This is a genomic window from Amycolatopsis sp. NPDC048633 (assembly GCF_040650695.1).
GTDB lineage: Bacteria > Actinomycetota > Actinomycetes > Mycobacteriales > Pseudonocardiaceae > Amycolatopsis.
Genome location: NZ_JBEZHS010000001.1, coordinates 43,128 through 58,077 on the forward strand (window position 1 = coordinate 43,128; position 14,950 = coordinate 58,077).

Genomic DNA, 14,950 nt, shown 5'->3' on the forward strand with positions numbered 1-14,950 from the left:
CTTCCCCGGCGTGATCAGCCGCGGATGGCCGGGGCGAGCGAGTGCGGCAGCACCTCTTCGGGGCTCGGCGGGCGCCGGACCAGCACTTCGACGTCGTCGGCGAAGCGGTACGGCTTCGCGCCGAGGATGCCGCCGAAGTGGCGGCGCAGCCGGGACATCTCCGCGCGGACGGTGACCGTGCGGCCCGCGTCGCCGAACAGGTCGGAGGACAGCTCGGACGCCGAGCGGCCGGCGCGGTGGCTGGCCAGCACGTACAGCATCTCGGCGTGGCGCGGGCTGAGCCGGTGCGTCCAGGTCCCGGCCGCGCCGGCCACGGTCAGCTCGGGTTCGCGTGGCGACCGGACGTCGAGGACGACGCGGGTCGGCGGAGCGGCGTCGCCTTCGGTGGGGCGGACCAACCAGCCGCCGGGCACGGGCTCGACCGCGCAGTGGCCGTACGCGGGCAGCCAGACCCCGCCCGGCGCGAGGTTCGCGGGCAGCGCGATCCGGTCGACCGGCGCGAGCCCGGCGGCCGCGGCGACCCAGCCGTGTTCGTCGGCGACGACGGCCTGCCCGCCGACCTTCGCGAGCACCGGGACGGCGAAGCTCCGCAGCCGTTCCAGCTCGGTGAGGTGGGTGGTGCGCAGCTGGGACTCCGCGAGCCGCGTCACGGCGTCGACCAGCGCCAACGTCGTCGCGTGGACGGTCGAGGCCGGGCCGGAGAGGTCGACGATGCCGAGCAGCCTGCCGTCGCGCGGGTCGTGCAGCGGCACGGCGGCGCACGTCCAGGAGTGGTGCGCGCGGACGTAGTGCTCGGCGGCGTACATCTGGACCGGGCGGCGCGTGACCAGGGCCGTGCCGATCGCGTTGGTGCCGACGGCTTCCTCCTGCCAGTCGACGCCTTCGACGAACCCGAGCCGGTCGGCGCGGCGGCGGACCGCGGCGCTGCCGTCGCGCCAGAGCACGCTGCCGCCCGCGTCGACGATCACCATGATGTGCGCGGCCTGCTCGGCCAGGCTGTTCAGGCCGCCTCGCAGCGTCGGCAGAGCTTCGGCCAGCCCGCTCGTGCGGCGACGCGATTCCAGCTCTTCGACGGTCAGGACGGGCGCGGCCGACCGGCTGTCGGGATCGATGCCGAGCCGGCGCATCCGCTGCCAGGACGCGTCGATGACCGGCCGCGGCCGGCTGGGCAGGGCTTTTCCGGCCAACGCCGCTTCGTGCACCCGCGCGAGGACATGGGCGTGCCGCCGGGGATCCACCCCGGCAGGCAACGCTGCCTCGAGGTCTCGCTGCCCCAACCGCCGCTCCTTGCGCTCCGCCTCCTCAGTCTGCCTTTTCGGTCCGCTGATCGGAAGGTGGCGACAATCTCGCCGAAGGGCTCTTCGCCGGCGAGGGAGGTGCCGGCGAAGAGCCCTTCAGCGGCCTCCGGTGGGGCCAAGAGCCACCGGAGGCGCGGGGCGGGTCAGCCCGTGATCGCGGCGAGCACGGCGCCCGGAGCCTCCAGATGCACCATGTGCCCGGCGTTCTCGACGTACACGTCCGCGTTTCCCGGCGGCAGGACGGCGTCTTGGCGGCCCCAGATCGTCTTGGTCGGTAAGTCCACTTTGGACAGCAGTGGAGCTGCGGCGATGGCCTGCGCGTCGCCGTCGAGGAGCGTGTCAAGGAGCGTCGCGAGGACCTGGCCGACGCCGTCTCGCCGCTTGTACCTGAGCAGGTCGTCGGCCAGCTGGCGGGTGACCAGGCCCGGGTCGGCGAACAGGGCGCTCAGGTGCGGTTTCAGCTCGCGCCGGGTCGTCGCGGCCGCGAATCCGCGCAGGTAACCGGCGTTGACGGCGGTGCCGAACCCGGCCGGGGCGATGAGCGTGAGCTTTGTGATCTTGCCCGGTGCCTTCGCGGCCGCCGCCGTGACGACCGCGCCGCCCAGCGAGTGCCCGACCAGGTGGGCTTTTTCGATGCCCAGCGCGGCGAGGAAGCCGAGGACCGCGTCGGCCAGGGTGTCGAGGGAGCCGTCGCCGACGTCCTTGGTCGAATCACCGTGTCCGGGCAGGTCGAGGGCGTGCACGACCCTCGTCCGGGCCAGGGGCTCCTGCACGAACAGCCAGGAGTTCTTGTCGCCGCCGAAGCCGTGGACCAGGACGACGACGTCGCCCTCGGTACCGAGCGTCGCATAGGCGAGTGTTCTGCCGCCGACCTCGACGGTGCCGGTGACCGGGCCTTCCGGTGCCTCGACCGCGCCCGCGTCGATCTCCGCGCGGGCTTTCCGGGCGGCTTCGTCGAGTTCCTGCTCGGCTGTGGTCGCTTCGGCGAGCAGGGCGATGGTGCCGCCGACCGGCACCTCCTCGCCGGCCTCGGCGATCACCCGCCGGAGCACGCCGTCACCCGGGGATTCGAGCGTGCCGTTGATCTTGTCGGTGTCGATGTCGGCGAGGTCGTCACCCGTCTTGACCTCGTCGCCTTCGGCCACGAACCAGTCGGTGACCCGGCCGCGTTCCATCGAGAGGCCCCACTTGGGCATCGTGACGGGCCGGATCATCGCCGGTACTCCACAACCGCCTTCGCCGCGTTGAGGACCTTCTGCGCGTCCGGGATGTAGAGGTCCTCGAGCGCGTCGGAGAACGGCACCGGTGTGTGCGGCGGCGTCACCATCTCGATCGGGGCGCGCAGCGAGCCGAACGCCTCCTTCGCGACGAGCGCGGAGACGTCCGTGGCGAGGTTGCAGCGCGGCGAGGCCTCGTCGACGACGACCAGGCGCCCGGTGTTTTCGACGCTTTCGAGGATCGTCTCGGTGTCGAGCGGGCTGGTGGTGCGCGGGTCGATGATCTCGGCTTCGATGCCGCTGGTGGCCAGCTCTTTCGCGGCTTCTTCGGCGATGGCGACCATGCGGCCGAAGGCCACGATCGTCACGTCACCGCCGTCGCGCACGACGTTCGCCTCGCCGAACGGGATCGTGTAGCTGTCCTCGGGGACGTCGCCGCTGGTGTCGTAGAGGGCCTTGTGCTCGCAGAAGATCACCGGGTCGTCGTCGCGGATGGCCTGGATGAGCAGGCCTTTCGCCTCGTACGGGCTCGACGGGAGGACGACCTTCAGGCCCGGGATGTGCGTGAAGATCGGGTACAGGCACTGCGAATGCTGCGCCGCGGCCCGCAGCCCGGCGCCGTACATCGTCCGGATCACCACCGGCGTCCGCGCGTTGCCGCCGAACATGTACCGGAACTTGGCCGCCTGGTTGAAGATCTGGTCGAAGCAGACGCCCATGAAGTCGATGAACATCAGCTCCGCGACCGGCCGCTGCCCGCGCGTCGCGGCGCCGATCGCCGCGCCCATGAAGGCGGACTCGGAGATCGGCGTGTCGAGCACCCGGCCCGGGAACTTGTGGAAGAGGCCCTTCGTGACGCCGAGGACGCCGCCCCAGGCGTCGTCGTCACCGGGGCTGCCGGCGCCGCCCGCGTTGTCCTCGCCCATGACGATGACCGTCTCGTCGCGCTCCATCTCCTGCGTGAGCGCCTCGTTGATCGCGTCGCGGTAGCTGATCGTCCTGGCCATGACGGCGCTCCTTAGTACGACACGTAGACGTCGGTCTCGAGGTCTTCCTTCGTGGGTTTCGGCGCGGCCTTTGCTTCGGAGACGGCGGCTTCGATGAGCTTCGCGACTTCGGCGTCGATGTCGTCGAGAACCCGTTCGCGCAGCTCACCGCTGTCGGTGACCCGGGTGCGGAACTGCTTGAGGCAGTCGAGGTTCTCGCGGGCTTGGGCGACTTCACCGGCCCGGTAGGTCTGCTGGTCGCCCTCGAAGTGCCCGAAGTAGCGGGTGAACTTGACCTCGATGAGCGTGGGGCCACCGCCGCCGCGAGCGCGTTCGACGGCCTCCCCCGCGGCTTCGTGGACGGCGAAGAAGTCGAACCCGTCGACGATCACGCCCGGCATGCCGAACCCGGCGGCGCGGTCGGCGATGTTGTCCGAGGCGACGGACCAGGTGCTCGACGTCGCTTCGGCGTAACCGTTGTTCTCGGCGATGAAGAGGGCGGGGAGGTCCCAGACCGACGCGAGGTTCAGCGCCTCCAGCGTCGTTCCCTGGTTGCTGGCGCCGTCACCGAAGAAGGCGACGCCGACGCCGCCGGTGTTCTGCTGCTTCGCGGCGAGGGCGGTGCCGCAGATGAGCGGCGGGCCGCCGCCGACGATGCCGTTCGCGCCGAGCATGCCCTTCGAGAGGTCGGCGATGTGCATCGAGCCGCCTTTGCCGTGGCAGGAGCCGGTCCGGCGGCCGTAGATCTCGGCCATCATGGCCTTGACGTCGACGCCCTTGGCGATGCAGTGGCCGTGCCCGCGGTGGGTGCTGGCGATGGCGTCACGGTCGTCGAGGTGGGCGCAGACACCCGCGGCGGAGGCCTCCTCACCGGCGTAGAGGTGCACGAACCCGGGAATTTCGCCTGTCGCGAACTCCTCGTGCACCCGCTCTTCGAACGCTCGGATGGTGCGCATCACGCGATACGCCTCCCGCAGGGTGTCCGTCATCTTCGACGCTCCTTCCCTAGTTCGGTTTCCGTGCGCAACAGCCCTTTCCGTGCCGCTTCCGCCATCGCCGCCCGGACGTCCACGACCCACGGGCCGTCCGGCTTGAGCTCGACGAAGGCGCTTTCGCCGATTTTCAGTTCGAGTTCGCGCTCCCCGTCGAGCGCGATGACGCCACCCGACGCGGCGAGCTCGACCCGCATCCCGGGGGTGAGCACGCCCCACCCGCGGACCCCGACGGGCCGGACGAGCCCGGGCGCGATGGGCGCGTGCACGACGTACGGCGTCTCGTCGACGGGCCCGAGCTGCAGCGCGACGCCGTCCGGGCTCGACCGCGGGCTCGGGCACAGCTGCCCGGGCACGCTGGAGAGGCCGATGCCGTCGGGTTCGGCGAAGGTGCAGTAGAGCTCGGTGAGCGAAGACGGATCCCACAGCGCCCGCGCCCCGATGTGCCGACTCAGCGACACGCAGACGTCGACGAGCGCGATCTCCCGGCGGGCTTTGGTGACGACTTCGAGCATGCTGACCCGGTGCGTGACGAGATCGGGATCGATCTGCCCGGTGGCGATCAGCCCGGCGGCCAACCCGGCGACGGTCGCCTCCCGCATCTGCGGAAAGGCGTTGTTGGTCCCGGTGGAGAGAGCAAGGAGCGGAACGTCTTCGCAGGCCGCGGCGGCAACGCGAGCAGTGCCATCCCCACCGAGGACAACGATGACCCCGGCCCCGGCTTCGACCATCCGGCGGACGGCATTGGTCGTGTCGGCGGCAGTGCCGGTGATCGGATCGTCTTCGCAGAAGTCGACCTTGGGCCAGGTCCCACCCCGCCCGAGCGCTTTGAGAACCGAGGCGGAGATCCCACCCAGATCGGTGGACACGAGAGCCCGATCAAGCCCGGTCACAGCGAAGGCGGCCAGCAGCCGCTGGACCATGTTCGCCTTTTCCGCGGTGGGGAACACCGAAGCCTGCGCAACCAGCCGGCGGATGTCCCGCCCCGAAGCCGGATTCGCGACGATCCCCGCCACCGTCTCGCCCAACCTGGCCTCCTGTCACCGCACCGGAGAACAGCAGACTCCTAGGGCGGGCGAAAAGGAAGGGTTGCAGGCCGTTGCAGTGTTCACAGGGGCAGCCGCCGGCGGGCTGTGCCGTCCGGATCGTGGGTCTGTGCCGGTCGGATCGCGAGGCTGTGCCGCGCCCATCGCGGGGCTGTGCCGTCCGGATCGCGGGATTGTGCTGTCCGGATCGCCAGGCTGTGGCGGTCGGATCGCCGGACTGTGCCGTCCGGATCGCGCGGCCGCGCCGCGCCCATCGCGGGGCTGTGCCGTCCGGATCGCGGGTCCGCGCCGGGCCTACTGCGGCGATGCCGCGTCCATCGCGCAGCCGCGCCAACCGGCCGTGCCGTGCACACCGCAAGCGCCGGTGCCGGCCACGCGCCTGACGTGCTGCTTGGCCACCTTGCTCGCCGCGCGGGCTCTGGCACCGCGCGGTGCCGGTCGCGCGCAACCCGGCCACCCCACGGGCGCGTGCCATATCGGCGACCGCGGCCCGGCTGAGCCGAAGATCACACCGGGCCGGGATCTCCAGTGGAGTGTCCACCCTGGAGATCAACTCGCCGGAGAAGAACGAACCGAGCTCCAGCCCCGGCGAAGAGCTACGAGACCAGGCTCGCCGTGCCCTCGTAGGAGAAGCCGGCCTCCTCGACCGCGGTCCGCACGTCGTCCTCCACCAACGGGCCTTCGGCACGAACGACCACCCGGCCGATCGCGACGTCGACGTCCACTTCGGTCACTCCCGGCAGGCCGGTGAGTTCTTCGGTGACCGACTGGGCGCAGTGCCCGCAGCTCATCCCGGAGACGGTGTAACCGTGCTCGATCATGGTGCGCAGCATACGAAAAGGGCCGCCACCCCGAACGGGTGACGGCCCTTTCCCAAGATCAAAGTCAGATCACGGTGACCGACGTGGCCTGCGGGCCCTTCTGGCCCTGGCCGATCTCGAACTCGACGCGAGCGTTCTCCTCGAGGCTCTTGAAGCCGTTACCCTGGATCTCGCTGTAGTGAACGAAGACGTCGCCGCCACCGTTGTCGGGGGTGATGAAGCCGAACCCCTTCTCGGAGTTGAACCACTTCACAGTGCCCTGAGTCATCAAAAATCTCCATATGCAACCACAAATCAGGAAGCCACTTCGGCGCCCCGGGTCACCACCAGGACGGTTTGCTTCCTCGGCGAGGAGACACTACGCCCGCTGAATTCTGCGAGCGTGACTCAACACGAACACAAAAATCTAGACCATCGTCAGTAAAGCACACCTTGAGCAGGGCGGACAAGCCATCGTCACCCGAGCGGGGTGAGCTATTCGCCACTCGCCGGGCGCAGCCCCTCCGCGGTGAACGGCGAACGCCAGGTCGTGTCGCGTTCCGCCGCGACCACGGCGTCGTCGTGGGCCTCCGAGCTGGCGCTGAACAGCACCGGTACGACGCCGGAGGACTTCCGCGCTGGTTCGGATGCGTGCTGGTGATCGGTCACGTCGAAACTCCCCTCGTTCCCTGCCCGCTTCGGCGCGGGTCATGACCGTGATGGTGCCATGCGGCACCGACAGAAACCGGTTGTTCCCGCCGGGACCCGGCCGGGAAGGTTCAGCGGCGAACCACCACCGGAACAACGCCAGATTACCTGAGCCGCCGCCGTGCTACCACACAACTTCCCCGGCGTTTTCCGAAGCGAAACCGAGCAAACCCTTACTGGGCGGGCGGTTGCGGACGAGCCTGCCCGAGCAGGGCGGAAAGCCGCACGTCCGGGGTCACCACGTCCGGGTCGGTGCGCACGTCGATGACGCACGGCCGCTGCCGCACCAGCGCGCTGGCGATGATCGGCTCGAGCTCCTCGCGATCGTCCACGGTGTACCCGGCCGCGCCGAGTCCACGCGCCCACGACGCGAAGTCGGTCAGCGGAATGGACACCCCGGACAGCCTGCCGTGCGTACGGGCCTGGTGCATGGCGAGCGCGCCGTGCACGCCGTTCTGGAAGACGACGACCATCACCGGCGCCCGGTACCGCACGGCCGTCTCGATCTCCTGGCCGGTCATCAGCGTCCCGGCGTCACCGACCATGGCCACGACGGTCCGCCGCGGCTCGGCTAGCTTCGCCGCCACCGCAGCCGGCACGGCGTAGCCCATCGCGGCGTTGCTCGGCCCCAGCTGGCTGCGCGGCGCGGTGAAGCACCAGTACCGGTGCATGAACTGCGCGAAGTTGCCGGCATCGCTGGTCACGATGGTGTCTTCGGGCGCCAGCTTCCGCAGCGCCCGGACGACGTCGACCGGGTGCACCCGGGTGTTGCCGCTCGTGTCGGGCGGGGTCATGAAGGTGTGGACGGCCGCGTTCGCCGCCGAAGCCCGCCGCGTCCGCGGCGACGCCACCTCGCGCAGCTCCCGCAGGAACGGCTCGACCTCGGAGTCCACCCGGAACGTCAGCCCGCGCCGCCGCATGCTGACCTCGATGCCGGTACCGACCATGACCAGCGTCTGCTGGGCTGTCGGGTAGCGGTAGGCCTGGGTGGTGACCTCATCGAGCTGGGTGCCGAGCGCGAGCACCAGATCGGCCCGTTCCAGGGCGTCCAGCTGCCGCGCCGGGATGCCGAGCCCGAGGTGACCGGCGTAGCGCGCGTGGTTCTCCGGGAAGGCGTCCTGTCGCCGGAAGGCGTTGTAGACGGGCAGCGCGAGCTCGTCGGCGACCGCGATCAGCTCGTCGCGCGCGGACCGCGCCCGCCCGCCGACGATGACCACGGGGTACTTCGCCTCGTCCACCAGTTGCGCCACGGCGTCCGCCGAACGGCCCAGCGTGCCCGAAGCCGGCGGCCGGACCCGCGCCATCGGCTTCGCCGCGTCGTAGGGCATCCCCCAGATGTCGCAGGGCACGCCGAGCACGACCGGCCCCGGCCGCCCTTCCTGCGACGTGGTCAACGCGTGCGCGAGCAGCCCGGGCAGGCTGTCCGGGTCGGTCACCCGCAGCGTCGACTTGGCGATCGACTCGAACATGTCCGTCAGGTCCGACGTCGGCAGCTCCCCCGACGACGACGGCACCGGTTCGGCCGCCGGCGTCTCCAGCAGCACGACCATCGGCGTCTCGTCCTGGTACGCCGTCTGGACGCCGATCGCCAGGCTCGCCGCGCTCGGCCCCCGGCTGGCGAGCAGCACTGCGGGCCGCTCGGTGAGCTTGCCCTCTGCCTCCGCCATGAACGCCGCGCCTGCGTCGTGGCGCGCCGAGACCAGCGTGATCTCCCGCTCGCGTTGCAGGGCGTCGAGCAGTTCCAGGAAGGACTCGCCGACCACCGCGTACACGCGACGGACACGCGCCTCGGTCAGGATCCGCACGGCCGTCTGGGCGACGGTCGCTCCCAGTTGGTATCTAATGAGGAGAGCTTAGGCGGGCACCGTTCAGTGCAGTCAAGTGATCTTCGCCGAAACCCGGTAAGGATGGACTGAATGTCCGCTTTGACCGACTGTTAGCCGATCAAGGGAGCGAGGACCTCAGTCTTGGCCGCGACCGAACATGAAACCGTTTTTACTTATGGCGCACCGGCGTTGAAGTACGGCACCGGCGCCAGCGACGAGATCGGCTACGACCTGACCCAGTACGGCGTGCACCGTGTGCTCGTCGTGACGGACCCACAGGTCGCCGCGACCGGCTGGCCGCGCCGCATCGCCGACGGGATCGCGGGCTACGGCATCGAAACCGAGATCTTCGACGGCGTACACGTCGAACCCACCGATGTCAGCATGCAGAAGGCGGTTGACTTCGCCCGCGGAACCGGTCCGTACGACGCCTTCGTCGCCGTCGGCGGCGGGTCGGCCATCGACACCGCCAAGGCGGCGAACCTGCTCACCAGCAACGACGGCGAGCTGATGGACTACGTCAACGCTCCCGTCGGCGGCGGCCGCGCACCGGACCGCCCGCTGAAGCCGTTGGTCGCCGTTCCCACGACCACCGGCACCGGCTCGGAGAGCACCACGGTCTGCGTGCTCGACGTGCTGTCCCTGCGCGTCAAGAGCGGGATCAGCCACCTGCGGCTGCGCCCGACCCTTGCCGTCGTCGACCCGCGGCTCACCGTCAGCCAGCCCGCCGGCGTGACCGCTGCCAGCGGCATGGACATCCTCTGCCACGCCGCGGAGAGCTACACCGCGAAGCCGTACACCGAGTTCGAGCGCAAGCGCCCGGAGCAGCGCGTGCCGTACTGCGGCTCGAACCCGCTGGCCGACATGTTCGCCGAACAGTCGCTGCGGCTGCTGTCGTGGGCCCTCCCCGCCGCCGTGCGCGAGGGCGACGACCTTAAGGCACGCGAAGCCATGGCCCTGGCCGCGACGTTCGCCGGACTCGGGTTCGGCAACGCCGGCGTGCACATCCCGCACGCCAACGCGTACCCGATCGCCGGTCAGGTCAGGGATTTCCACCCGGACGGCTATCCGGGCGAAGAACCCATGGTGCCGCACGGCATGGCCGTGTCCCTGACCGCGCCCGCCGCGTTCCGCTTCACTTTCGACGCGGCACCGGACCGCCACCTGCGCGTCGCGCGCCTGCTGGCGCCCGACTTCGAGTGGCCCGGCGACTTCGCCGACCACCTGCCCGCGGTGCTGATCGACCTGATGCGGCGGATCGGCATCCCGGACGGCATCGGTGCCGTCGGCTACACGGAGTCCGATGTGGACTCCCTGGTCGAGGGAACACTGAAGCAGCAGCGGTTGCTGGCCACCGCGCCCCGCGAAGCGTCGGAGGAGGACCTTTCCGGCATCCTGCGCGAGTCGGTGTCACTGTGGTGAACGGGTACCCGCACTGGCAGACGGTTCCGTTGCGCTGGAAGGACAACGACGTCTACGGGCACGTCAACAACGTGGTGCACTACTCGCTGATGGACACCGTGATCAACACGTGGCTGATCGAGCAGGGCGGCCTCGACATCGAAGCCGGGGAGGTGATCGGGCTGTGCGTCGAGTCGCACTGCGGGTATCACTCATCGGTGTCCTTTCCTGGAGCGTTGCGGGTGGGCTTGCGTGTGGCGCACCTCGGGAAGTCCAGCGTGCGCTACGAAATCGGCATGTACGCCGCCGATGAGTCCCTGGTCGCGGAAGGGCACTTCGTGCACGTCTTCGTGGACCGCGAGTCCCGCCGGCCGACACCGCTCGCCGGCAAGCTGCGTGAGGCGTTGGAAGCGCTGCAACCCGGATGACGTCGACCGCCGGCGGTTCACCTCCTCTCTGACGGTGCCGGTTCCGGGCCGGGTTCTTCCCGCGCTTCCGATCATGCATCACGGCACCGACAGAACCGGTCGATCGGCCCGAGTTGTCCACAGGCAGTGCGAAGATCGGCGAGTTGTCCACAGATTCGCGTCGAGGGGTTCCGCGGCCCCTCGACGCGGATAAAGTGGAACGCATGAGATCCGTCCACAGTGGAAGGACGGTCAGCTCACCGTGCGGCTCGCGACACGGATGGCGACCTAGGCGTCGATCCGGTGGCACCGGAATCACGATGAGCTGACGGCCTCGCGGTGGCCGCGAACCCGTCGTCGGCAGGCGCCCCGCCGACGGCCGCGGATCCGCTGCCCACATGAGGACGAACAGTGGTTGCGGACCCGTTGCCGGAAGGCGCCCCGTCAACGGCCGCACCACTGCCTGGAGACGGCGTGGCAGAGATCGCGGACTCGTCGCCGGAAGGCGCCCCGCCGACGGCCGCGTCACTGCTCACAGGCGGCGAACCCCTGGTACCGGGTGGTTGGCTGCCCGCGTCCGCCGTCGGGCCGGCACCGGTGATCGCTTCCCCGGTCACCGGTGTCGCCCACGCCTGCATGAGTTCGGCGTACCGCGCCGACCTGGCCAACAGGTCGGTGTGGCGGCCCAAAGCGGTCTCGCGGCCGTCCATGACGAGCACGCGGTCCGCCCGCAGAGCCGACGAAAGCCGGTGCGCGATCACCACCAGGACACCACCCCGCGCGGCGAAGGCCCGCTCCGCGCGGGCTTCCGACACCGGGTCGAGATGGGAGGTCGCTTCATCGAGGATCACGAATTCCGCCGAACTGGCGTAGACCCTGGCCAGCGCGAGCAACTGTGCTTCGCCCGCGGAGATGCCTTCGCCGCCGTGGCCGATCTCGGCGTCGAGACCGCCGAGGCGCCGGACCAACGCGCCCGCGCCCACCGCATCCGCGGCGGCCGAGAGTGCGTCGTCCGGGGCTGACGGGGCGAAGAGACCGACGTTGTCCCGCACGGTTCCCGCGAAGACGTACGCCTCCTGCGGGATCAGCGCCACGAGCTCGTGCCGGAGCGCCGCGGGCACGTCCCGGACCGGGACGCCGCCCAGCAGCACCATGCCCTCCTGTGGGCTGAGCATCCCGGTCAGCAAGCCGGCCAGCGTCGACTTGCCGATACCACTCGGTCCGACGACGGCGAGGTGCTCCCCCGGCCGCAGCCCCAGGTCCAAGCCACGGACCACGGGCTCTGCCGTCGCGCCCCAGCCGAACGTCAGGCCGCGGACCCGGACGTCGGTGCCGCGCGGGGTCGCGGTCCCGTCGGGAACGGCGGGCAGCTCGGCTGTCTCCGCAAGCCGGCGGAGGGCGACCAGCAGGCGCAGGACGACGGTGCCGGCCGTGGCCGCGAGGCCACGCAAGGCCGGCTGCATCGTCGTGGCCAGGTAGACCAGCGCGCCCAAGGCCGCGCCCGCGGTCAGCTCGCCGCGGGCCACCAGCCCCGGGGCCAACGCCAGCGCGAGCAGCAACGGGACGAACCCGCCGATCGAGATCACCAGCGACCGGAGGGCGCTCGAGCGCGCCACGTGGATCGCGGCCGTCGCCTGGGCGTCGACCGCGTCGTACATCGCCAGCGCGGCGATCGGCTCGGCACCGCAGGCCACGATGTCGCGCATCCCGGCCAGGGACGCGCCCGCCGTCGCGGCCGTGTGCTCATCGGCCAGGGCGAGCGCGCGCTGACGACGAGCGAGAGAAGGAAGGAGGCAGACGAAGGCGACCAACGAGACGACCACCGGCACCGCGACCGGGACCACCAGCGCGCCGGCGACCGTCACGAGGCCGGCGAGCGCGGACGCCGTCGTCACCAGCATGCCGCGGGCTTGCACGAGCAGGCCGGCGGTCGCGTCGCGGACCACCTCGACGTGCTGGGTGATCCGGGCGACGCCGCTGGAGTCCGGCTGGTTGCGCGGCGGGGACTCGTCGTGCAGCACGCCACGGACGACCGCGGTCACCAGCGCGTCGCGCAGCGGCTCGACCACCTTGCCGAGCTGGTGCCACACCATCCGCGAGCCGAACGCGCCGAGCACGGCGGCGAGCCCGAACAACGCCAGCCAGCCGAGGCCGGCCGCCGGGTCGCCGACCGAGAACCCCCGGTCCACGGACAGCTCGACGAGCCGTCCCGAGAAGAAAGCAGGTACGCCTTCGAGCAGCGAACACACAAGCAGCACCGCACCGCCACGCCACTGCCCGGCGAGAGCGGACCAGTACAACCGGCGCAGGCTCACTCGTCGTCCTCCGTGAAGACACCCCGGTAGCCGGGCTCCTGCCAGAGGGCGGCGTGCGGGGCCACCGCGCGGATCCGGCCCTCCTCGAGCCAGACCACCAGGTCGGCGCGGGCGGCGGTGCCCGCGCGGTGGGTAACGACGACGCGGGTTCGGCCGGGCAGCGCGCCGGCCAAAGCGCGCTCGACCGCGGCCTCGGTGACCGTGTCGAGGCTGGCCGTGGCGTCGTCGAAGATCAGGACGCGCGGGTTGTGCACGAGCGCGCGGGCTAGGCCAAGCCGCTGAGCCTCGCCGCCGGAAAGCGGCGTCTCGGTCAACGGCGTGTGGTAGCCGTCGGGTAGGCGGACGACGACCTCGTCGACCTGTGCGGTCCGGCAGGCGCTGCGGACCGCAGCCTCACCGGCCCAAGACCCGTAGCCGACCGCGTCGGCGACCGTGGTGCCGAGCAGGGCGGGCCGTTCGAAGGCGTAGCCGACGACCGCGCGCAGCTCCTCGCGGCGGAGGCGCTCGAGCTGGCGGCCGTCGAGGAGGACCTGGCCTTCGTCGGGCGTGATCAGCCCGCCGAGCACACCGGCCAGCGCGGACTTGCCCGCGCCCGACCGGCCGACGACCGCGAGGAAGGTGCCGCCTTCGATGCGCAGGTCGATCTCCGCGAGGGCGCCGGTGACGCCGACGTGGCGGAGGTCGAGGGTGCCGTCGCCGGGCAGGAGCGGGAGCTTGCCGGGCTCGGGTGCGGGCTCGTCGACGACCTCGACGAGCCGTTCGGCGCAGCCGCGGGCCCGGGACAGCATGGTGAGCAGCGGGATCTGGGTGACCAGGCCGAGCGCGAGGGTGACATAACCGAGCGTCGCGACGACGTCGCCGACGCTGAGCCGGCCCGCGAGGACGCCGAAGCCGGCCGCGGCCAGCACGGAGATTTCCACCGCGGGCGTCAGCAAGCCGGCGCGCCAGACCATGCGGGCCTGCGTGCGCCAGATGCCGAGCCCGGCCATGCCCAGCTTCGGCAGGGGGCGCAGCACGCGCTCGGCTTCGCGGTCGGCTGTGCCGGACGCCGCGATCGTGCGTAGGCCGGCGACCGCGTCGACCATCCGGGCGGCTAGTTCGCCGGAAACCTGCTGGTACGTGAGGACGTCGTCGGCGGTGTGCTTGAGGTGGCTGCGCGCGAGCAGCAGCGCGAACGGGATGCTGCCGAGGAAGACGAGCGCCAGCCACCAGTCGAGCAGGGCGAGCAGCACCACGGCGCCGGAGGAGATGACCAGCATCGAGCCGCACTGGACGACGATAGTCACGATGCCGCCGGCACCGACGCAGTCGCCGGTGAGCCTGCTGATCGCGTCGCCCTCGGCGAAGCGTGAACGGGCGCCGAGCGCGAAGAGCTTGTCGGAGAGCGTGCGGCGCAACCAGGCGGACGCCGTCGCCGTCACGCGGGTGGTCAGGATCCCGCCGACGACGTCGGCCGCGATCTCGGTACCGCCGACGAGCAGCAGCCACGAGACTTCGCGGCCGCTCGGGCGGCCCGCGACCACTGCGTCGACCGCGGCCGCGAGCGCGCCGGGAAGGAGCAGCCCGGCCGCGGTGGCGACCAGAGCGGTGACGATGATGGCGGCGAGCCGCGGTCGGTCGAGGCCGGCTACCCGGACCAGCAACCGATCGGCGGAGCCGCGCATCTCACTCCTTCGGACGAGGTACCGCCGAGGCGGTTCCGGGGCCAGAATGAACGTGCGGGAGCGGCGCACTTGGCCTGTGCCGCTCCCGCACCGTTCACCTAGGCACTACTTGCCGGCGGACTTGCCAGGTCAGTGGCAGGTCAGCAGCGAGATGGTGCTGTTGGTGCAGGAGGCCAGCAGGCTCAGGTTCGACGGCGCGCCGCCCCCGCCGCCGTGACCACCGTTGAGCACCTCGGGGGTCTCCAGGGCCTGCAGCTCCAGAACGAGTTCCATGGTGTTCCTTTCCTCGG

14 protein-coding genes are annotated in these 14,950 nt (G+C 71.0%); 2 read left to right on the forward strand and 12 right to left on the reverse strand.

From position 1 onward, the window contains the following. Positions 1-14: 14 nt before the first annotated feature. The 9 genes from AB0C38_RS00245 to AB0C38_RS00285 form a co-directional block, all read right to left on the reverse strand. On the reverse strand, positions 15-1,277 hold the full coding sequence (locus tag AB0C38_RS00245) for a GAF domain-containing protein (protein WP_360664102.1): 1,263 nt from the start codon (positions 1,275-1,277) through the stop codon (positions 15-17). A gap of 164 nt (positions 1,278-1,441) precedes the next feature. Beyond that, on the reverse strand, positions 1,442-2,512 hold the full coding sequence (locus AB0C38_RS00250; protein ID WP_360664105.1) for an acetoin dehydrogenase dihydrolipoyllysine-residue acetyltransferase subunit: 1,071 nt from the start codon (positions 2,510-2,512) through the stop codon (positions 1,442-1,444). After that, positions 2,509-3,522: an alpha-ketoacid dehydrogenase subunit beta gene (locus tag AB0C38_RS00255; RefSeq protein ID WP_360664108.1), complete on the reverse strand. Its 1,014-nt coding sequence runs from the start codon at positions 3,520-3,522 to the stop codon at positions 2,509-2,511. Before AB0C38_RS00255 ends, AB0C38_RS00250 begins: the two co-directional genes overlap by 4 nt. An 11-nt stretch (positions 3,523-3,533) precedes the next feature. Beyond that, on the reverse strand, positions 3,534-4,490 hold the full coding sequence (locus tag AB0C38_RS00260) for a thiamine pyrophosphate-dependent dehydrogenase E1 component subunit alpha (protein WP_360664111.1): 957 nt from the start codon (positions 4,488-4,490) through the stop codon (positions 3,534-3,536). Further along, entirely contained in the window at positions 4,487-5,521 is a 1,035-nt protein-coding gene (locus AB0C38_RS00265) for an NAD(+)/NADH kinase (protein ID WP_360664114.1), read from the reverse strand. Before AB0C38_RS00265 ends, AB0C38_RS00260 begins: the two co-directional genes overlap by 4 nt. 614 nt (positions 5,522-6,135) lie before the next feature. Then, positions 6,136-6,360: a heavy-metal-associated domain-containing protein gene (locus tag AB0C38_RS00270; RefSeq protein ID WP_360664117.1), complete on the reverse strand. Its 225-nt coding sequence runs from the start codon at positions 6,358-6,360 to the stop codon at positions 6,136-6,138. 64 nt (positions 6,361-6,424) lie between these two features. Beyond that, positions 6,425-6,628: a cold-shock protein gene (locus AB0C38_RS00275; protein WP_013222289.1), complete on the reverse strand. Its 204-nt coding sequence runs from the start codon at positions 6,626-6,628 to the stop codon at positions 6,425-6,427. Positions 6,629-6,834: 206 nt separating this feature from the next. Then, positions 6,835-7,008 (reverse strand): hypothetical protein, encoded by a 174-nt coding sequence (locus AB0C38_RS00280; RefSeq protein WP_360664120.1) that lies wholly within the window; start codon positions 7,006-7,008, stop codon positions 6,835-6,837. 212 nt (positions 7,009-7,220) lie between these two features. Beyond that, positions 7,221-8,879, reverse strand: coding sequence for a thiamine pyrophosphate-dependent enzyme (locus AB0C38_RS00285; RefSeq protein WP_360667388.1), 1,659 nt, complete (start codon positions 8,877-8,879; stop codon positions 7,221-7,223). Positions 8,880-9,014: 135 nt separating this feature from the next. Between AB0C38_RS00285 and AB0C38_RS00290 the strand changes: the two genes are divergently transcribed. Further along, positions 9,015-10,295, forward strand: coding sequence for a hydroxyacid-oxoacid transhydrogenase (locus AB0C38_RS00290; protein WP_360664123.1), 1,281 nt, complete (start codon positions 9,015-9,017; stop codon positions 10,293-10,295). Further along, on the forward strand, positions 10,289-10,702 hold the full coding sequence (locus AB0C38_RS00295; RefSeq protein WP_360664126.1) for a thioesterase family protein: 414 nt from the start codon (positions 10,289-10,291) through the stop codon (positions 10,700-10,702). The genes AB0C38_RS00290 and AB0C38_RS00295 overlap by 7 nt, the downstream gene beginning before the upstream one ends. A 236-nt stretch (positions 10,703-10,938) precedes the next feature. Here AB0C38_RS00295 and AB0C38_RS00300 read toward each other — a convergent pair whose 3' ends face one another. The 3 genes from AB0C38_RS00300 to AB0C38_RS00310 form a co-directional block, all read right to left on the reverse strand. Continuing rightward, entirely contained in the window at positions 10,939-12,996 is a 2,058-nt protein-coding gene (locus AB0C38_RS00300) for an ATP-binding cassette domain-containing protein (protein WP_360664129.1), read from the reverse strand. Beyond that, entirely contained in the window at positions 12,993-14,660 is a 1,668-nt protein-coding gene (locus AB0C38_RS00305; RefSeq protein ID WP_360664132.1) for an ABC transporter ATP-binding protein, read from the reverse strand. The genes AB0C38_RS00300 and AB0C38_RS00305 overlap by 4 nt, the downstream gene beginning before the upstream one ends. Before the next feature lie 129 nt (positions 14,661-14,789). Next, entirely contained in the window at positions 14,790-14,933 is a 144-nt protein-coding gene (locus AB0C38_RS00310) for a SapB/AmfS family lanthipeptide (protein WP_360664135.1), read from the reverse strand. Positions 14,934-14,950 lie beyond the last annotated feature (17 nt).